Origin of the sequence: Microbacterium sp., from assembly GCF_031179285.1 — a bacterium.
In the GTDB taxonomy this organism is placed as follows: domain Bacteria; phylum Actinomycetota; class Actinomycetes; order Actinomycetales; family Microbacteriaceae; genus Microbacterium.
Genome location: NZ_JAPSHY010000003.1, coordinates 40,848 through 59,852, shown reverse-complemented (window position 1 = coordinate 59,852; position 19,005 = coordinate 40,848). Strand labels below are relative to the sequence as shown.

Below are 19,005 nucleotides of genomic sequence, written 5' to 3'. Positions count from 1 at the left end.
GCGGCGATGGCAACAGTAAACGGATGCCGGGCACTGGGCAAACGGTTCAGCAGAAGCTGCGCATGCCGCGCAATGGGCGGGCGTATCGTGCAGCCGCACTATGCAGTCTGCTCAGCTGGCCGTTCGGCGTAGAATCATCGACATGCGTTTTCCCGCTTCGAGTGGATGGTGGCTGCTACCAGCAGCCCCATAACGCGTTTTCGCGGGCTGCATGGCGGCCCGCATCGTGTGGAGACCTGTCGTGCGCCCCTTTCTTCGAGGAGCAGACGATGGACACCTTCACCGCGGCGGCCGCACGATCACGCGATCTGAACCGTCGCATCACCGAGCACCCCGAGCAATTCCGCGTCCTCACCGGTGAACGCCCGACCGGCGCGCTGCACCTCGGTCACTACTTCGGCACGATCCGTGAGCGCGTTCGGCTGCAAGCCGCCGGGGTCGAGACGCTCATCATCCTGGCGGACTACCAGGTGATCACCGACCGGGACGCCGTGGGCGACATCGAGGCGAACGTCCGCTCCGCGATTCTCGACTACATTGCGGCCGGGATGGACCCGGCGCAGGCGGTCATCTTCACGCACTCCGCCGTTCCCGCTCTCAATCAGCTTCTCGTGCCGTTCCTCAGTCTCGTCACCGAAGCCGAACTGCACCGGAACCCCACCGTCAAGGCGGAGTACGCCGCGTCCGGGCGGGTGCTGAGTGGTCTGCTGCTGACCTACCCGGTGCATCAGTCGGCCGACATCCTGTTCTGCAGGGCGAACCTCGTGCCCGTCGGCAAGGACAATCTCCCGCACGTGGAGCAGACGCGGGTGATCGCTCGCCGTTTCAACGATCGATACGGAGACGTCTTCGCCGAGCCCGAACCGCTGATCTCAGCGGCCCCTGAGGTGCCGGGGCTCGACGGCCGCAAGATGTCGAAGAGCTACGGCAACGCGATCTCACTGTCGATGACCGAGGATCAGACGGCGGATGCGATCCGGCGCACGCGGACGGACGCGCAGCGCCGCATCACGTTCGATCCGGCCCAGCGCCCCGGCGTTTCAGGTCTCCTGCAATCGGCGTCGCTGTGCCTGGGTACGACTCCGGAGGCGCTGGCGGACCGGATCGGCGACGGCGGAAGCGCGCGGCTCAAGCGGATCACCACCGACGCGGTGAACGACTTCCTCGCCAGCCACCGACGGCGGCGCCGTGAACTGGAGCAGGACGCGGCGTTCGTGGACGGCATCCTGCGTCGCGGCAATGAGTGCGCGAACGAGATCGCGGAGGCGACGCTGCATCAGGTGCGGGAGGCGATGGGGATGGGGTACGCGAACGCTCTGTGACGTGGCGCCGCGCTCGCTGATAGAAGAAACTTGTCGCTCATCGCGGCCACATGACCGTCATCTGTCTTCTTTCATCCGGTCGACCGGAAGACGGTCAGGCTCCGGAGCGCGCTCGCAGTCGCGCCGCGTCCCGCTCGTACATGAGGGCGTGACCCAGCAGTTCAGGCCTCCGAGCCGTCTCGCCGCGGGTGTGTTCGGCGAGTGCGTCGAGCCGCGCGGCCATGACCTCCCAGAGTCGCTCGGCAGGGGCATCGGTGCCGTACGCCGTCAACAGAGCGCCCAGCCGCGCGTCCTCCGCATCTCGGATGCTCGGTGGGGCGGCAGCGTCCTCCACGAAAGGAACCAGTCGATAGGCGAGATACGCCAGATCCCAGAGCCGCGGACCCGGAGCAGCCATGTCGAAGTCGATGACTCCCACCACCGCGCCATCGCGGAAGACCAGGTTGTACGGCGCGAAATCGTTGTGACAGATCACTTCGACGGGCTCGCGCGCCGCCCCTCGCCACCCTTCCCGAGTCTGTACGTGGATGACGCTCGCGTCATGGATCCGTCGCAGCAGCCGCGCAGCGCTCTCGAGGGAGCTGTCAGACCAGAGCCAGTGCGGCAACGGATAGTGGCCGACGACACCTTCGATGAACGACAACCGCTCGCGTCCGTCCGCGGTGGTGCCGAGCACTTCAGGCACCTCGGTGATCCCGGCCCGCCGCAGGGTGCCGAGAAGCTCATGGACATTACGGGACCACGGACCCATCGGCCGTCGTATCTCATCGCCGAGCCGCGAGACCGCGCTCATATTGCCGCCGTCCAACGGCGTCTCGACTGCCCCGCCGGACCCACCCAGAGCAGCCTCGTTACAAGGCCGATCGGCGGCCCGGGTCATCGTTCGAGCTGCAGGTCGGCGGGGTCGCTGACGGGCAGCCGGCACACGAAGGCGCGGCAGTCGTATGCCCGCTCCGAGGACTCACCCTTCCCCTCGAACAATTCGAAACCGGCATCCGCGAACGCCCGGGCCTGCTCCGCAGTCACCACCGCGACGACGTCGGCGTCGGTCCGAAGTGCCGCACCGGCGAGCGCGCTCGATCGGTACGCGGTGACGACGACGACTTGCCGAGGCGGCTCGACGAGGCCAGCTGCCGCCTGCAGCATGGAGCTGTAGGCGAACGGCTGTGCGAGCGCCCGCTCGGCATTTTGCTCGACCCACGTCGCCGCCGCGTCGCGGTATCGTTCCCCGGCGCCGAGCCGCCACGCGGCGAGCGCGGCAGCGGCGACGGCAGACGCTCCGGACGGCAGATCACCGTCGCTCTGATCCGGCGAAGAAGCCACCCCGTGCGCAGACAGCACGGGGTCGGGCTCGACGCCGGCCAGCGCGCGGTCGAGGATCTCCCGGCCGCGCACCGCCCACCGTGCTTCACCACCCGCGGCGGCGAGCGCGAACAGGCCCTCCGCCAGCAGACCGAGATCGGCAAGCCCCGCGACGGCAGGCGACGGCTTGCCGTCGAGGGATGCGCGCACGATCGAACCGTCCGCCGTCACGTTCGTGCGCAGAACCGCCTCCGCGGCCTCGCCGGCGGCTTGCACCCACGACTGTTCCCCCAGAACAGCTCCGGCACGGGCGAGCGCTCTGACGGCGATCCCGTTCCACCCGGTGATGACCTTGCCGTCGACGGCCGGCGGTTCGAGATTGGCGCGCTCGGCGGCCGAGCGGAGGTAGTACCCCCCTTCGCTGCGCTCCCCCGCGATCCACGACTCCGAGTCCTGAGCAGCACCGAATCCGCCGCCCGGCCGACGGAGCACCGAGAGCAGGAACTCGGCGATACCGCGGACGGTGGCCGCGTCTCCCGCATCGAGTGCCACATCGATCAGCTGAGCGTTGTCGGTGAGCATCCGCTCGTAGTGCGGCACGCTCCAGTCGCGTTGCGTGGCGTAGCGGAAGAAACCCCCGTCGACCTCGTCATGCAGCGGCGAGGTCGCCATCGCGGCGAGAGTTCGGCGGGCCGATGCCGCCGCATCCGGTGCGCCACGGCGCACGAGCGGAGTCTGCAGGAAGAGCAGCGTCGTCGCGACCGGGAACTTCGGGGCACCGCCGTATCCGCCGAACTGGTGATCCTCTCGTGCGGCGATCGTCTCGGCTGCACGCACGATCGCGCCGGGATCGGGCAGGTCGGATCGGGTGGTGTCCGCCGCCTGGGTCAACGCCTCGGTGACGGCATCCGCCGACTCCTCGACCTGGTCGCGGCGCGTGGTCCACGCCTCGGTGACCGCCGCCAGCACATCTCGGAACGACGGCATCGGCGGCCTCGCCTCCGGCGGCCAGTACGTGCCGGCGAAGAACGCCCGCCCGCGCGGGGTCGCGAAGATCGTGAGCGGCCATCCGAGATTCTGGGTGAACGCGGATGCCGCCGCCATGTACGCGCCGTCGACATCGGGATGCTCCTCGCGGTCGACCTTCACCGCGACGAACCCAGCGTTGATCACCGCCGCGATGCCGGGATCGGCGAATGACTCGCGAGCCATGACATGGCACCAGTGGCAGGTGGAGTAACCGATCGAGATCAGCAGCGGCACGTCGCGCCGCGCTGCCTCGGCGAACGCCTCCGGCCCCCACGGATACCAGTCGACCGGGTTGTCCGCGTGGGCGCGGAGGTAGGGGCTGAGCGTTTCGGCGAGCCGGTTCGTCATGCCCTCACGCTACGCCTGCCGGGCTCAGTTCACCTCGTCCGGGTGCGAGCCGACGCGGCCCGATCCATCGAGCGGATCGAGAGCGTCGATGGCCGCCACCTCGGCATCGGTGAGCGTGAAGCCGAAGACGTCGAGGTTCTCGCGAAGGCGCTCGGCGCGCACCGACTTCGGGAAGACGATGACCCCCTTCTGCAGGTGCCAGCGCAGCACCGCCTGAGCGGGGGTGACACCGTGCGCTGCCGCGGCGTCGGCGACGGCGGGTGCGCCGAAGAGGTCGTACTTGCCCTGACCGAGGGGACCCCACGCCTCGATGCGGACGCCGTTCTCATCCGCCCAGGCGACCACATCGCGCTGCTGGTAGGCGGGGTGCAGCTCGATCTGGTTGACGGCGGGGACGACACCCGTCTCGTCGACGACACGCTGCAGGTGAGGCACCAGGAAGTTCGACACGCCGATGCTGCGCGCAAGGCCTGCCTCGCGCAGCTCGACGAGCTTCGCGAAGGCATGCACGTAATCGTCCTTGGCCGGCGTCGGCCAGTGCACCAGATACAGGTCCACCCGCTCCAGGCCCAGCTTGTCGAGGCTCTCGGTGATGGCCGCGCGCGGCTCGTCATCGTGGTGCCTGTCGTTCCAGAGCTTGGTCGTGATGAACAGCTCATCGCGCGCGATGCCGCTTTTCGCGATGGCTGCACCGACGCCCTCCTCGTTGCCGTAGATGGCGGCGGTGTCGATGTGGCGGTAGCCGATCTCGAGCGCCTCGCTCACCGTGCGCTCGGTCTCGTCCGCCGGCACCTTGAAGACGCCGTAACCGAGCTGCGGGATGGAGTTGCCGTCGTTGAGTTCGAGTGTGGGAATCGTCATGCGATAACCCTAAGACCGCGGATCTCGGCGCGAGCAGGGGGTTGACGCATCGCGTCATCGTCGCGCACACGCTCAGCGGGTCGGAGCGGATGCCATCCGCTCGGCGCTCCAGCCCGCCAGCCGCTCCAGCGGCCCGCGCCCGATGAACGCCGACCACAGCGTGGCTCCGGCCAGGAGCATCACCGACATGACCCCCCAGATCCCGTTGTCGGAGAACAGTCCCCCGGGTCCCGCCATCACGAAGATCCCGAACACGTGGAGCGTGTACGCCGACAGAGGCATCGAGCCCAGTGCCGCGAACGGCAGCAGCAGCCATCGCAACCGCCGTGCCAGCAGGAGGCAGCTCGCGATCACCGCGAGCGCGAGGCCCCCGGAGCCGATCAGCTCCGCGATCCCACCCGAGTGCGGTTCGACCGCGAAGACGGCCCGCAGCACGGCGTCCGCGGGGTCGGCCGCGTCGAGCGCGTCGGCGTACGTCTCCCAGCCGCTGGCCCGATTCGATGACGCGGAGGTCCCCGGCCCACCGGCGACGCCGAACGCGGCGCCGATCGCGCCGAGCCCGTACCCGGCGACGGCGAGCAGGATGCCCACGACCAGCGTCGCAGCGGCGGTGCCGGCGCGCTCCAGCGGCATCCGGCCCAGCGCCATCCCGGCCAACGCGAAGGCCAGCCAGGCGGTGATCGGGTAGAAGCCGTAGAAGAGGAAATCAACGCCTGCGCCGCGGGGGTCGAGCGTGAGCGCGTTCAGGAGAGCCAGCAGCGGAGGGCAGATGATCGCGAGCATCACGGCTGCGGCGATCAGCTGCCGCGGCCGCCACCGCAGAAACGGGATCATCGCGAGGTAGAGCACGCCGTAGAGGGTGAGGATGACGGCGATCGGCGTGTTCAGCATCTCGAGGAAGAGGCCGATCAGGAAGATCGTCATCCCGCGACCGACGAGACGCAGGCGGTGCTGCGGCATCCGCTCGCGATCGGGAAGCCGTGACCTGCCCGTCATCAGCGCGACAGATACTCCGGCGAGGACCGCGAACAGGATCGACGACCGTCCGTTGACCACGTCGCTCCACGTGCCGGGCTCGAGCCAGTCGAAATCGGTGGTCTCCCCGATGTGGGCACCGGCCATCCCGAGGATCGCGAGCCCTCGGGCGATGTCGAGCCCCATGATCCGCGGCGGCCGTCCGAAGTCGCGGAACCATTCCAGCGGGCTCACGGGCGACGCCACGGGCATCGCCTCGCCCGCGGGCGGCGGCTGCTCTGTCGTGGTCACCCGACGATCGTACGTCGGGCGCTGTGCGACCGGTGCCGAACGCGTCATACGATGGAGGGCTATGTCTGCGACCCCCGCCGTGATCTCCTTCCCGCCGGAGCTGCCTGTCAGCGCCGCCAGGGAGGAGATCGCCGACGCCATCCGTGATCACCAGGTGGTCATCGTGGCGGGTGCCACCGGGTCGGGCAAGACCACGCAGCTGCCGAAGATCTGCCTCGACCTCGGCCGGGATCGCATCGCGCACACGCAGCCGCGTCGTCTGGCAGCCCGCACGATCGCCGAGCGCGTCGCCGAGGAGCTGCAGGTGGAGCTGGGCGGACTGGTCGGCTACAAGGTGCGCTTCACCGACAAGGTGTCCGACAGCACCCGCATCGCGCTCATGACCGACGGCATCCTGCTGAACGAGATCCATCGCGACCGGCTGCTCACGCGCTACGACACGATCATCATCGACGAGGCGCACGAGCGCTCGCTCAACGTCGACTTTCTCCTCGGCTACCTCGCGCGGATCCTCCCTCAGCGCCGCGACTTGAAGCTCATCATCACCTCGGCCACGATCGACCCGGGCAGCTTCGCCAAGCACTTCGCGGATGCCGACGGCAAGCCCGCACCGATCATCGAGGTGTCCGGTCGCACCTACCCGGTGGAGATCCGGTATCGCCCGCTCGACGACACCGCCGGGGACCTCGATGCCGCGCCGTCCGATGCGACCGCCGAGCCCGAGGACGAGGTGTCGGCGATCGTCACCGCCCTCCGTGAACTCGACCGCGAGGAGCCCGGCGACGTGCTCGTGTTCCTTCCGGGTGAGGCCGAGATCCGCGACGCGGCGGACGCGGTGCGCGGCGCGTACGCGAAGGACCGCTCCCCGACCGAGGTGCTGCCGCTCTACGGACGCCTGTCGTCGGCGGAGCAGCACCGGGTGTTCGAGCGGAGCCGGGTCGCCGGAGTGCGCCGGCGCGTCGTGCTCGCCACCAACGTCGCGGAGACGAGCCTCACCGTGCCCGGCATCCGCTACGTCATCGACACGGGGACCGCGCGCATCTCGCGCTACAGCAACCGCTCCAAGGTGCAGCGACTTCCCATCGAGGCGATCTCGCAGGCGTCCGCGAACCAGCGATCCGGGCGCGCCGGGCGCACCAGTGACGGCATCGCGATCCGCCTCTACAGCGAGGAGGACTTCGACAAGCGCCCGGAGTTCACCGAGCCCGAGATCCTGCGCACCTCGCTCGCCTCGGTCATCCTGCAGATGCTCGCGCTCGGCTTCGGCGACATCACGGCGTTCCCCTTCCTCACCCCGCCCGACTCACGGGGCGTGAAGGCGGCGTTCGACCTGCTGACGGAGCTCGGAGCCGTCGATCCGCACGCGGGCTCGGCGACGGCACGTCTGACCCGCATCGGGCGCGACATCTCGCGCATCCCCATCGACCCGCGCTTCGCCCGCATGCTGATCGAGTCAGGGCGCGGCGGCGTGGCGCGTGACCTGCTCGCGATCGTCGCAGGCCTCTCCATTCAGGACGTCAGGGAGCGACCGGAGGAGCGCCGGGAGGAAGCCGACCGACTGCACGCCCGATTCGCCGACCCCACCAGCGACTTCCTCACCCTGCTGAACCTGTGGAACCACCTGCGGGAGCAGCAGCGCGAGCTCGGCTCCAGCGCGTTTCGCCGACTGTGCCGCGCCGAGCACCTCAACTATGTGCGGGTGCGGGAATGGTTCGACGTGCATCGACAGCTGCGATCGCTGCTGTCCGGCGCCAAGATCAGCATCGATGACTCCGGCGGCACGGCCGATCCCGACGCCGTGCACCGAGCCCTGCTGTCCGGCCTGCTCTCGCAGATCGGGCTCATCGACGAGCGCACGGCGGCGAGCGGCACGGCGCGCGCGCCGGCGAAGGAGTCGACCGCCCGGCGCGGGATCGCCGAGTACCGCGGCGCACGCGGCATCCGCTTCTCGATCTTCCCGGGGTCGAGTCTGCGCAGGAAAGCGCCACGGGCGGTCATGGCCGCCGAGATCGTCGAGACCTCGCGAACCTTCGCGCGGGTGGTCGCGGCCATCGATCCCGCCTGGGCCGAACCACTCGCGGGCGACCTCGCCAAGCGGCAGGTGTCGGAGCCGCACTGGTCGAAGGATGCCGGTGCCGCCGTCGCTTTCGAGAAGGTGACCCTCTTCGGTGTCGAGATCATCCCCCGACGCCGAGTGCAGTTCGCCCGGATCGATCGCCCGGCGTCGCGAGAGCTGTTCGTGCGGCACGCGCTCGTCGAGGGCGAATGGGACCCGAGCCGGATCGACAAGCGGGTGACGGCGTTCTGGCGCAGCAACGCCGAGCTGCGCCGCCGCCTCGAGAAGCTCGAAGAGCGTGAACGGCGTCGCGACATCCTCGCCGGCGACGAAGCGGTGTTCCGCTTCTACGACGAGCGCATCCCCGCCGAGGTCTTCGATGTGCGGTCGTTCGAGAAGTGGTGGCGCGAAGCGCTCGCCGCGACACCGAAGCTGCTCGTCATGCGCGAGGCAGATCTCCTCGAAGACGACGGACGCTCCGATCAGAGCGAGTTCCCGACCCGGTGGACGCAGGGTGACCAGGTGCTGGGGCTCGCGTACCGCTTCGAGCCGGGCGCGACCGACGACGGGGTCAGCGTCGTCATCCCGCTCGCCCTTCTCGCCCAGGTGCAGGACACCGGTTTCGACTGGCAGGTGCCCGGCCTTCGCGCCGAGCTCATCACCGCACTGCTGCGGGCGCTGCCGAAGGCGATCCGCCGGCACGTGGTTCCGGCTGCCGACTGGGCGGAGAGGTTCGGCAGCGAACTCGCCGAGGCCGGCCCCGAGTCCCACGGCGGGGTGCCGCCGCGCTCCCTGAAGGACGCGCTCGCCCGGCTGATCCAGCCGCTGGCCAATCAGCTCGTGTCGGCGAGTGACTTCGACGACGAACGCGTGCCCGCGCACCTTCGCATGAACTTCCGTGCCGTCGACGAACGCGGCCGCGTGGTCGGCTCCGGCCGAGATCTCGGTGCGCTGCAGGCTCAGCTCGCCGACCGCGCCCGCAGCAGCGTGGCACGCTCCATCGCCGCGCCCGCCCGCGGGAGCACCGAACCTGCGTCGGCCGCGACCTCGATCGCCGCGGCCGTGCGGGGGCCGATCGAACAGGACGGGCTGACCTCATGGACCTTCGGAGAGCTCCCCGAAGTGCTCGACACGAGGGTCGCCGGCGGCGTCGTGCGGGGCTATCCGGCGATCATCGACAACGGCAAGACGGTCTCGATCCGCGTCGAGGCGACCGCGGATGCCGCCGCGACCGCCACCCGCGACGGCGTGCTGCGGCTCGTGCTCCTCGGCGTCGCCTCCCCGGTCCCATACGTGCAGGAGCATCTGACAAGCCAGGAGAAGCTCGCGCTCGCGACGTCGCCGTACCCGTCGGCGGCTGCCTTGATCGAGGACTGCCGCCGCGCCGTGGTCCGCGATCTCATCGAACGGGCGCATCCCGGCGGCGTCGTCCGCACCGAGGCGGAGTTCACGCGTCTACGCGATGCCGTCTCGTCAGCGCTGGTGGATGAGCTCTTCGGTTGCGTCTCCCTCGTCGCCCGCATCCTCACCAAGGCGAGAGACGTGGAGCGCGGCATCCGGTCCGAGAACTCCCTCGCCCTGCTGAGTCCGCTGAACGACATCCGCACGCAGCTGGCCGGCCTCCTGTATCCCGGGTTCGTCTCGGCGACCGGTCTCGAACGCCTGTCGCATGTGCCGCGCTATCTCGAGGCGATGCTCGACCGGTTGAGGACCCTCGCGGACGCGCCGGGCAAAGACCGCACGCGGATGAGCGAGTACGAGCGGATGGCACAGCTGTATGCCGATGCCGGAGGCACCGTTCCGCTGCAGCCGGGCGCGCCGCCGGCGATCGCGGAGGCGCGGTGGCTCCTGGAGGAGTACCGGGTGAGCCTGTTCGCACAGCGACTCGGCACCGCCCAGACCGTCTCACCGCAGCGGATCACCAAGGTGCTGTCCGGGCGGTGAGAGGTCCCGCTAGCCTGGTGGCATGACCCGCGCGATCGTGTACACCGAGTTCGGATCCCCGGATGTCCTTCATCTCATGGAGATCCCCGACCCCGTCATCGCCGGATCCGACGAGGTCGTGGTGCGGATCGAGGCGGCGGGGGTGAACCCCATCGACACGAAGCTGCGAAGCGGCAAGCGTCCGTCCAAGCCGATCACCGAACCGCGAGCCGTCGGCTTCGACGGCGCCGGCGTGATCGAAGCCGTGGGCGACGGCGTGACCGGATTCGTGGTGGGTGACCGTGTCGCCATCCGCGACACCCTCGGCACATACGCGACGTCCATGATCGTTCGGGCGCACAACCTCGCGCTCCTCCCCGACGCGGTCACCGCCGCCGAGGGCGCCGCCATCGGCATCCCGGCGGGCACCGCCTATCAGGCGCTGCGCTCGCTCGGGGTGACGGATGCCGACACCCTGCTCGTGCACGCGGGCTCAGGCTCCGTCGGCCAGGCCGCGATCCAGTTCGCCGTCGCCTGGGGCGCGACGGTCATCGCCACGGCGAGCCCGGCGCGACACGACCAGGTGCGGGAGCTCGGTGCGACGCCCATCGCCTACGGCCCCGGGCTGCTCGAGCGGGTGCGGGAGGCAGCGCCGTCGGGGACGACGGTCGCGCTGGACTGCGCGGGCACGGACGAGGCCATCGAGGTGTCGCTCGAGCTCGTCGCCGACCGGGATCGGATCGCGACGATCGTGCGGGGACCGGATGCGGAGTCCTTCGGCATCCGTGCGTTCTCCGGCGGCTCACCGGTGCCTCTCACCGAGGAGCAGCTCGCCTGGCGCGCCGAAGCGCTGCCGAAGACCATCGAACTGCTCGCCGCAGGCGACTTCGTCATCGAACTCGGTCCGGAGCTGCCCCTCGCAGACGCCGTCAGGGCCCACGAGTTGATCGAGTCGGGCGATGCGAGCGGCAAGATCATCCTCGTTCCGTAGCGATCGGGGCTGCAACAGTTCGACACACGCCACAGGTGAGGTGCGCGTACTCACCACAATGGGGCGATGAGCGAGTTCGCGACCCAGCAGATCCAGGCCGGATACGTTCCCGGGACTCCGCAGAACAGTGCGATCCCGCCGATCTACCAGACCGCCGCGTTCCAGTTCGCCTCGCTCGCCGACGCCGCCGACCTCTTCGCGCTGCGCAAGACCGGCAACCTCTACAGCCGCAATGCGAACCCCACCCAGCAGGTGCTGGAGGAGCGGGTCGCTGCCCTCGAGGGCGGCACCTCCGCCGTCGCGGTGGCATCGGGGCAGGCAGCCGTCGCGGTCACGCTGCTCGCCCTGGCCGGCAGGCAGGGCCACATCGTCGCTGCGAACCAGTTGTACGGCGGCACCGTCGACCTGCTGCAGGACACCTTCGACGACTTCGGCATCGCGGTCACCTTCGTCGATCAGGACGATCCGGAGGCGTGGCGTGCGGCGATCACCTCGCAGACGCGGGCTCTCTTCGCCGAATCGGTCGCCAACCCGATCGCACAGGTGCTCGACATCCGCCTGGTCGCCGACATCGCGCACGAGGCCGGAGTGCCGCTCGTCATCGACAACACCGTCGGCACGCCGTATCTCGTGCGCCCCGGCGAACACGGCGCGGATTTCGTCGTGCACTCGGCGACGAAGTTCCTGTCCGGGCACGGCACCTCCCTCGGCGGGGTCGTCGTCGACCAGGGGACGTTCGATTTCGGCGCGCACCCGGATCGCTGGCCGCAGTTCACGGCGGCGTACAAGCGCTTCGGCGAGCTCGTGCTGTGGGAGCGGTTCGGCATCGGGCAGTCGTTCGCGCCCCTGGTCAAATCCAAGTACGTCCATGACCTCGGTCCCTCGTTGTCGCCGTTCAACGCCTGGCAGATCCTGCTCGGGCTGGAGACGCTCGACCTTCGCGTCGCCCGTCAGAGTGCGACGGCGCTGGCCGTGGCCGAGCACCTGCAGCAGCATCCGTCCGTGGCGAAGGTCAACCATCCGGGCCTCGACGGCAACCCATGGAACGCGCTCGCACGTCGCTATCTGCCGCGCGGCGTGCCGTCGGTGTTCTCGTTCGACCTCGCCGGCGATGACGATGACGGCACCCAGGAACGGGTGGCGCGCGTCATCGACGGTCTGCGGGTGGTGCGTCTGGTGGCGAACATCGGCGACGCCCGAAGCCTCGTCGCGCACCCCGCATCGATGACCCACTCGCACCTGAACGCCGAACAGCGAGCGGCGGCCGGCATCACGCGCAACACCATCCGCCTCTCGGCGGGACTCGAGGACCCGCGCGACATCATCGCCGACATCGACCAGGCGCTGGAACGGCTCTGAGGGCGCCGGGCGTCCGCCCCCACCGTCTACGCTGAGAACATGACTGGTCTTCGATGGGGAATCCTCGCAACCGGCGGCATCGCCGGCGCCTTCGCTTCCGACCTGCGCACTGCCGGGCTCGATCTGGTTGCGGTCGGCTCGCGGTCTCAGGAGTCCGCGGACGCCTTCGCCGCGCGGTTCGACATCGCGCACGCCCATCCCTCGTATGAGGCGCTCGTGGCCGATCCCGACGTCGACATCATCTATGTATCCACCCCCCACCCCATGCACCATGAGAACGCGCGTCTCGCGCTCGAGAACGGCAAGCACGTCCTCGCCGAGAAGGCCTTCACCCTCAATCGCGCCGAGGCCGAGGATCTGCAGAAGCTGGCGGCAGAACGCGGCCTGCTGGTCATGGAGGCGATGTGGACGCGGTATCTGCCGCACATGGTCCGCATCCGCGAGATCATCGCGGCCGGTACGCTCGGCGAGGTTCGCGCGGTCAGCGCCGACCACACCCAGCTCCTGCCGACCGACCCGACCCACCGCCTCAACGATCTCGCGCTCGGCGGCGGCGCGCTGCTCGACCTCGGCATCTACCCCATCTCGTTCGTCTGGGACATCCTGGGCGAGCCGACCAGCATCAAAGCCGTCGGGCGCCTGATCGAGACCGGCGCCGATGCCGAGGTCGCCACGGTCATGACCCACGCCGGCGGAGCGATCTCCACCACCCTGTCGTCGTCGCGTGGCGCCGGACCGAACGCGGCCTCGGTCATCGGCACCGACGCTCGCATCGACATCGACCGGGTGTGGTACTCCCCCACCACCTTCCGCGTGGTGGGCCCGGACGGCACGGTGATCGAGGAGTATTCCTCCGCCGTCGACGGACGCGGCATGCAGTACCAGGCGTTCGCGGCGGAACGGCTGGTCGCTGACGACCTCCTCGAGGGCGACATCCTCCCCATCGCCGAGAGCGTCGCGATCATGGGCACCCTCGACGAGATCCGCGCACAGATCGGGGTTCGTTACCCGAGCGAAGAGGCGAACCGTGGCTGAGACGCCGGACGCCCGCGTCGCGGTCTACCTGGACTTCGACAACATCGTCATCTCCTGGTACGACCGCGTCCACGGGCGCAACGCCTACGGCAAGGACCGACAGCGGATCACCGAGAACCCCAACGATCCCGAGGTGATCGAGCGCCTCGGGCGCGCGATGATCGAGGTCGGGGCGATCATCGACTACGCCGCGTCCTTCGGAACGCTCGTCCTCACCCGCGCCTACGCTGACTGGTCGTCGCCGGTGAACGCCGTGTACCGCTCGCAGCTCGTCGCGCGCGCCGTCGACCTGGTGCAGCTCTTCCCCGCGGCGGCATATGCGAAGAACGGTGCCGACATCCGCCTTGCCGTGGATGCGGTCGAGGACATGTTCCGGCTGCCCGATCTCACCCACGTGGTGATCGTCGCCGGCGACAGCGACTACGTTCCGCTCGCCCAGCGGTGCAAGCGGCTCGGTCGCTACGTCATCGGCGTGGGCGTCGCGGGCTCGACCGCCAAATCGCTCGCGGCCGCCTGCGACGAGTTCGAAGCGTACGACTCGCTTCCGGGCGTCGTGCGGCCCTCGAAGGCGAAGGTGGTCGAGGCTCCGGTGGCGCCGGCGGACCCCGCAGCGGACGTGGACGCCACGGCGGATGCCGCGTCAGAGACCCCGCCGAGGACGAAGGCTGCCCCGAAGTCGCGCGCGAAGAAGGCTCCCAAGGCCGTGGAGGCGGAGTCCCCCGGCCTCACCGAGCAGGAGGAGGGCACCGAGCTGCTCGAGCGTGCGCTGCGCCTCGGCCACGACAAGGCCGACGCCGACGAGTGGCTGCACAGCTCCGCGGTGAAGACCCATATGCGACGGATGGATCCGTCCTTCAGCGAGAAGGCCCTCGGGTACCGCTCGTTCTCGGACTTCCTGAAGTCCCGCGATGCGATCGCCGAACTCGAGGAGACCGGCCACGAGCGGCTGGTCCGACTGCGCGAACCGTCGGCCTGACGAATCGGAGACGGCCATGACGCCTGAGGACATCGAGCGGATCACCGCGACGATCGACGGCATCCGCGCTCAGGAGGAGCGACTGGTGCTGCCCACCTTCACCTTCGACGATGCCTGGGCGATCGGAACGCGCCTCGTCGACACCGCGCGCGTGCGTGATCTGCCGATCACGATACGCATCGTGCGCGGCGACCAGGTGCTCTTCCATGCCGCGTTGCCTGGCACCTCCGCCGACAACGACATGTGGGCAGAGCGCAAGGCGAACGTGGTGCGACGTTTCGGTCAGAGCTCCTATCGAGTCGGCCTCGCTCACGAACGTGACGGTGCGGACTTCCTCGAGTACGCGTGGAACGACGCCATGACCTACGCCGCGCACGGCGGGTCGTTCCCGGCGACGGTGGCCGGTGTGGGCGTCGTGGGCAGCATCACCGTGTCGGGGCTGCCCCAGGCCGACGACCACGCGCTCGTGGTCGAGGTGCTCGAGCAGCACGTCGGAGCGTGACGTCAGCCCGCTCCGACGTGCTCGCACTCAGAGTGTCGCCGCGTGCGGATCGAAGTCGGCGTCGATCGAGCGCACCTCATCGAGCGTGCTCTCGACCTCGATGAAGCTGCGGGCCTCCGCGGCCTCCTCGATGGACAGGAGCGTGTCGAGCACGTGGAACCCGAACTCCCCCGTGGCGACGTGCGGCCGGCCGGCCGCGATCGACCGCGCCATGTCGAGAAGCCCCACTCCCCGGCCCGAGAGCACACCTTCCTGCGTGACGTCGATGATCTCCTGCTCGACCGGCTCCGGAGGGACGAACGCCCGCCGCAGCGGACGCGTGATCGAGATCGCACCGCCGAACGTGTTCGGATCAGGCACCACGATCGTGCCGTCTGTGCCGGTGATCTCGACGATTCCCTGACGGACGACGGGCGAGTCGGTGCTGTACAGGCTCTGCGCCTGGCCGCCGTTCTCGAACTCCAGCAGCACGCTCACGGTCGACGGGATCTCGACCGGGAACTCGTGACCTGCGAGCTCGCCGACCTGCACCCGGCGAGTCGGAGTGCCACGCAGCCCGAGAGCTGCGACAGCGGCCACCGGCCCGAAGATGTGCACGAGCGTCGCGACGTAGTACGGACCCATGTCCAGGAGCGGACCAGCACCCTTGGCATAGAGGAACGCGGGATTCGGATGGAAGATCTCGGGACCCTGCCACTGGAACGTAGTCTGCGCGAACAGCGGGCGGCCGATGTCACCGCGAGCGATCGCCCGCTTCACGGTCTGCACACCGGGACCGAGGACCGTGTCGGGTGCCACACCCACTCTGAGGCCCGCGGCATCCGCCGCCTCGAGCAACCGGCGCGACTCCTCACGGTTCACGCCGATGGGCTTCTCGGTCCAGACATGCTTGCCTGCGGCGATGATCGCCAGGGAGACCTCGACATGCACCGCCGGGATCGTGAGGTTCACGACGATGTCGATCTCTGGGTCATCCAGCAGAGCCTCGACCGTCCCGGCGCGCGGAACGCCGTACCTGTCGGCCTGCGCCTTCGCGCGCTCCTGCACGAGATCAGCGATGGCGAGCACCCGCACATCCGGGAAGGCGGTGAGATTCTCCAGGTACTGGTCGCTGATGTTGCCCGCTCCGATGATGCCGACGCCGACCGGCCCGTTTCCGAGCCGCATCAGCCGGCCACCTTCTCGTCGAGGAAGATCCGGCTTCGCTGGATCGCGTCGAAGAGATCACCGTCGTAGTGGTCGAACTCGACGATCGCGAGTTCGAGTGCCGGCGCGGCCGCGATCGCCTCGATGAGCGGCACGGACCCCTCGCCCGCGACCACCTGGTCCGCAGGCGGGTACGCATCGACGAGCGCCGGGTCGAGCGTGCCGTCCTTGGCGTGCACGGCGATCACGCGGTCACCGAGGCGCTGCAGCAGGGCGACCGGGTCGACCCCGGCGCGTGCCACCCAGTACAGGTCGACCTCGAGGACGACTCTTTCGTCGAGCAGGCCTGCGAGCACTTCGAGGCCGGTGACGCCGTCGAAGACGGCTTCGAGTTCGTGCGCGTGGTTGTGATACCCGACCCGCACCCCTTCACCGGCGCCGATCTCGGCGGCGCGGTTGAGCAGCCGTGCCGTCTCGGAGATCTGCTCGCGGGTCTCCCATCGAGCCGGTTCCGTGTAGGGATCGATGACCGTGGTCATCCCCAGCGCTCTGGCGGCCGCGAACACCTCGGCGGGGCCGGGCACCGGCAGCGTCGTGCCGCTTCCGTCGGGGTTCACGAACGACTCCGACGCCAGGAACGCGTGCCCGGACGGCGCGCTGAGCCCGGCCGCGGTGAGGGCGGCGGCCATGGGGTCTGCCCGGCGCACGAAGTCGTAGGGCTCGACGGCCGTGAACCCGCGGTCGGCGACGGCGACCAGCGCTCCCTCGAGATCGGCTTCCAGCTCGTCTTTGATCGTGAACAGCTGGAGGGAAGTCTGAACCGGCATCGGTCGTGCTCCTTCGGTCGGCGATGACATGGGCGGAACGATCATCCGCGTGTCAGCACGCTAGCAGCTAATACCTCCGAGTGGAAGTTTTCATCGCCTAGACTGTGTCGCATGCCCGCCGACGAAGAACGCCCCCGACAGCGCGGTTCGTACGCCAAAGGAATCGCGCGTCGGCAGGAGATCCTCGACCGAGCGATCGAGGTGTTCGCAGGGCGGGGCGCCGATCGCACCAGTCTCCGGGCGATAGCGCGCGAGGTCGGGGTGACCCATGCCGCGCTCACCCACTATTTCGGCTCGCTCGAAGAACTGCTCGTCGCTGTCTATGAGGAAAGCTCGAAAGCAGGGCGCAGCCGGGTCGAGTCGTCGCAGGATGTCTCACCGGTCGAGATGATGATCGAATCCGCGCGGACGAATCGTCAGGTCCCCGGGCTGGTTCAGCTGTACTCCTCGCTGGTCGCATCGGCACTCGAAGAGGACCATCCCGCTGCGCGCGCATTCGCCACCGCCCGTTTCGCGCGGCTGCGCGAGCAACTCGCCTCCCGCGTGCGGACGCAGCAGCGCGCCGGGCGGATCCGCGACGACGTCGACGCAGAGGCCGTCGCCGCCCTCGTGATCGCCGCCTCCGACGGTCTGCAGACGCAGTGGCTGCTCGACGCGAGCGCGCCGCAGCACGAGGCTCTGGCGCTCCTGGAGAATCTGCTCCGGCCGACCGCCGCCTGACTACCACCCCTCGAAGTCGTACTCCTGGAACTCGGCGACCTCGGGCACCCAGCGATCCCGGACGAAAGCGGTATGCGTCGGGTGAGCGTCGTACGCGTCGTAGGCCGCATGGTCCGCGAAGACCATCGAGAACTGGTGGGTCAGGCCGCTCTTGGCACTCACCTGACGGCGGACTGCGAACTCGTGGACGCCGGGGATCGAGGAGAGCGCGGACCGTGCATCATCGAGGAATCGTCGCTCCTCGACGGATCCCGGCTCGTGAGAGAGCCGGAAGACCACGGTGTGCTGAATGGGCATGGACGCCTCCTCGATCACTGATTGCTGAACGCGGCGTCGAACGACGCTGCGGGCGCGGGCCACAGGAGTGACCGGACGAACGTGACGGCCTCGGCGGCGCCGTGCAACCGGTCCATCCCCGCGTCCTCCCACTCGATGGAGATGGGACCGGTGTATCCGATCGCCTCGAGGGCGCGGAAGGAATCCTCCCATGGCACGTCGCCGTGACCGGTCGAGACGAAATCCCAGCCGCGACGCGGGTCGCCCCATGGCAGGTGGGATCCGAGAACGCCGGCGCGGCCGTTCTGCGGTCGCATCCGAGTGTCTTTGCAGTCGACGTGGTAGATGCGTTCCTTGAAGTCCCAGATGAAGCCGACCGGGTCGATGTTCTGCCACATCATGTGCGAGGGGTCCCAGTTGAACCCGAACGCCTCACGGTGATCGATCGCCTCGAGGGCCCGTACCGAGCTCCAGTAGTCGTACGCGATCTCGCCGGGGTGCACTTCGTGCGCGAAACGCACTCCCTCACCGTCGAAGACATCGAGGATCGGATTCCAGCGGGCGGCGAAGTCCTCGAACCCGCCCTCGATCACCGATGCCGGCACCGGTGGGAACATGGCGACGTACGGCCAGATCGATGAGCCGGTGAAGCCCACGACCGTGTCGACGCCGAGTTTGCGCGCGACCCGTGCCGCACGCTTCATGTCGTCGGCGGCTCGCCGGCGGACGCCTTCCGCTTCGCCGTCGCCCCAGACGTAGTCGCGGAGGATCGCCTGGTGACGGAAGTCGATCGGCGCGTCGCACACCGCCTGCCCCGCCAGGTGGTTCGAGATCGCGAAGATCTCGAGCCCGTGACGGTCGAGGATCTCGCGTCGCGAGGCGACATACGCATCGTCCTCATCGGCGCGCTTCAGATCGAGGTGGTCGCCGGAGGCGGCGACCTCGAGACCGTCATATCCCCATTCGGCGGCGAGGCGCGCCACCTCTTCGAACGGCAGATCGGCCCACTGGCCGGTGAACAGAGTGACGGGGTGCGTGCTCATCGGATGCTCCTCGTTGCGAGTGG

General features: G+C 69.1%; 16 protein-coding genes. 8 read left to right on the top strand and 8 right to left on the bottom strand.

All coding sequences use genetic code 11. The features are described 5' to 3' along the window. Positions 1-269: 269 nt before the first annotated feature. Positions 270-1,322, top strand: a complete 1,053-nt coding sequence (gene trpS, locus RIN18_RS02575; RefSeq protein WP_309102380.1) for a tryptophan--tRNA ligase — start codon at positions 270-272, stop codon at positions 1,320-1,322. Positions 1,323-1,416: 94 nt separating this feature from the next. On the opposite strand, the gene RIN18_RS02570 is transcribed toward trpS, so the two are convergent. From RIN18_RS02570 to RIN18_RS02555, 4 genes are all read right to left on the bottom strand, one after another. Continuing rightward, positions 1,417-2,073 (bottom strand): phosphotransferase, encoded by a 657-nt coding sequence (locus RIN18_RS02570; RefSeq protein ID WP_309102379.1) that lies wholly within the window; start codon positions 2,071-2,073, stop codon positions 1,417-1,419. Positions 2,074-2,198: 125 nt separating this feature from the next. Further along, a complete protein-coding gene (locus RIN18_RS02565; protein ID WP_309102378.1) occupies positions 2,199-4,001 on the bottom strand; it encodes a thioredoxin domain-containing protein in 1,803 nt (600 codons plus the stop codon). 24 nt (positions 4,002-4,025) lie between these two features. Beyond that, positions 4,026-4,862: an aldo/keto reductase gene (locus RIN18_RS02560; RefSeq protein WP_309102377.1), complete on the bottom strand. Its 837-nt coding sequence runs from the start codon at positions 4,860-4,862 to the stop codon at positions 4,026-4,028. Between the two features lie 72 nt (positions 4,863-4,934). Further along, positions 4,935-6,128, bottom strand: a complete 1,194-nt coding sequence (locus tag RIN18_RS02555) for a heparan-alpha-glucosaminide N-acetyltransferase domain-containing protein (protein WP_309102376.1) — start codon at positions 6,126-6,128, stop codon at positions 4,935-4,937. 61 nt (positions 6,129-6,189) lie between these two features. On the opposite strand from RIN18_RS02555, the gene hrpA reads away from it, so the two are divergent. The 6 genes from hrpA (at position 6,190) to RIN18_RS02525 (ending at position 14,970) form a co-directional block, all read left to right on the top strand. Continuing rightward, the gene (hrpA, locus tag RIN18_RS02550) at positions 6,190-10,128 is read left to right on the top strand and encodes an ATP-dependent RNA helicase HrpA (protein ID WP_309102375.1); all 3,939 of its coding nucleotides are present in this window, start codon (positions 6,190-6,192) and stop codon (positions 10,126-10,128) included. A gap of 22 nt (positions 10,129-10,150) precedes the next feature. Further along, positions 10,151-11,098 carry an NADP-dependent oxidoreductase gene (locus RIN18_RS02545; RefSeq protein ID WP_309102374.1) on the top strand — a complete coding sequence of 316 codons (948 nt, stop codon included), beginning with the start codon at positions 10,151-10,153 and terminating at the stop codon, positions 11,096-11,098. Between the two features lie 66 nt (positions 11,099-11,164). Continuing rightward, a complete protein-coding gene (locus tag RIN18_RS02540) occupies positions 11,165-12,457 on the top strand; it encodes an O-acetylhomoserine aminocarboxypropyltransferase/cysteine synthase (RefSeq protein WP_309102373.1) in 1,293 nt (430 codons plus the stop codon). 39 nt (positions 12,458-12,496) lie between these two features. Next, positions 12,497-13,492, top strand: a complete 996-nt coding sequence (locus tag RIN18_RS02535; protein ID WP_309102372.1) for a Gfo/Idh/MocA family oxidoreductase — start codon at positions 12,497-12,499, stop codon at positions 13,490-13,492. Continuing rightward, on the top strand, positions 13,485-14,468 hold the full coding sequence (locus RIN18_RS02530; RefSeq protein ID WP_309102371.1) for an NYN domain-containing protein: 984 nt from the start codon (positions 13,485-13,487) through the stop codon (positions 14,466-14,468). The genes RIN18_RS02535 and RIN18_RS02530 overlap by 8 nt, the downstream gene beginning before the upstream one ends. A gap of 16 nt (positions 14,469-14,484) precedes the next feature. Further along, the gene (locus RIN18_RS02525) at positions 14,485-14,970 is read left to right on the top strand and encodes a heme-degrading domain-containing protein (protein ID WP_309102370.1); all 486 of its coding nucleotides are present in this window, start codon (positions 14,485-14,487) and stop codon (positions 14,968-14,970) included. Between the two features lie 27 nt (positions 14,971-14,997). Here the strand turns inward: RIN18_RS02525 and RIN18_RS02520 are convergent, their stop codons facing one another. Together RIN18_RS02520 and RIN18_RS02515 are read right to left on the bottom strand one after the other, a co-directional pair. After that, positions 14,998-16,137 carry a Gfo/Idh/MocA family oxidoreductase gene (locus RIN18_RS02520; protein WP_309102369.1) on the bottom strand — a complete coding sequence of 380 codons (1,140 nt, stop codon included), beginning with the start codon at positions 16,135-16,137 and terminating at the stop codon, positions 14,998-15,000. Continuing rightward, a complete protein-coding gene (locus RIN18_RS02515; RefSeq protein WP_309102368.1) occupies positions 16,137-16,943 on the bottom strand; it encodes a sugar phosphate isomerase/epimerase in 807 nt (268 codons plus the stop codon). The genes RIN18_RS02520 and RIN18_RS02515 overlap by 1 nt, the downstream gene beginning before the upstream one ends. A 111-nt stretch (positions 16,944-17,054) precedes the next feature. On the opposite strand from RIN18_RS02515, the gene RIN18_RS02510 reads away from it, so the two are divergent. Beyond that, the gene (locus RIN18_RS02510) at positions 17,055-17,663 is read left to right on the top strand and encodes a helix-turn-helix domain-containing protein (RefSeq protein WP_309102367.1); all 609 of its coding nucleotides are present in this window, start codon (positions 17,055-17,057) and stop codon (positions 17,661-17,663) included. Here RIN18_RS02510 and RIN18_RS02505 read toward each other — a convergent pair whose 3' ends face one another. Both RIN18_RS02505 and RIN18_RS02500 read right to left on the bottom strand, forming a co-directional pair. Then, a complete protein-coding gene (locus RIN18_RS02505; RefSeq protein ID WP_309102366.1) occupies positions 17,664-17,960 on the bottom strand; it encodes a Dabb family protein in 297 nt (98 codons plus the stop codon). 14 nt (positions 17,961-17,974) lie between these two features. Then, positions 17,975-18,982: a sugar phosphate isomerase/epimerase gene (locus RIN18_RS02500; RefSeq protein WP_309102365.1), complete on the bottom strand. Its 1,008-nt coding sequence runs from the start codon at positions 18,980-18,982 to the stop codon at positions 17,975-17,977. Positions 18,983-19,005 lie beyond the last annotated feature (23 nt).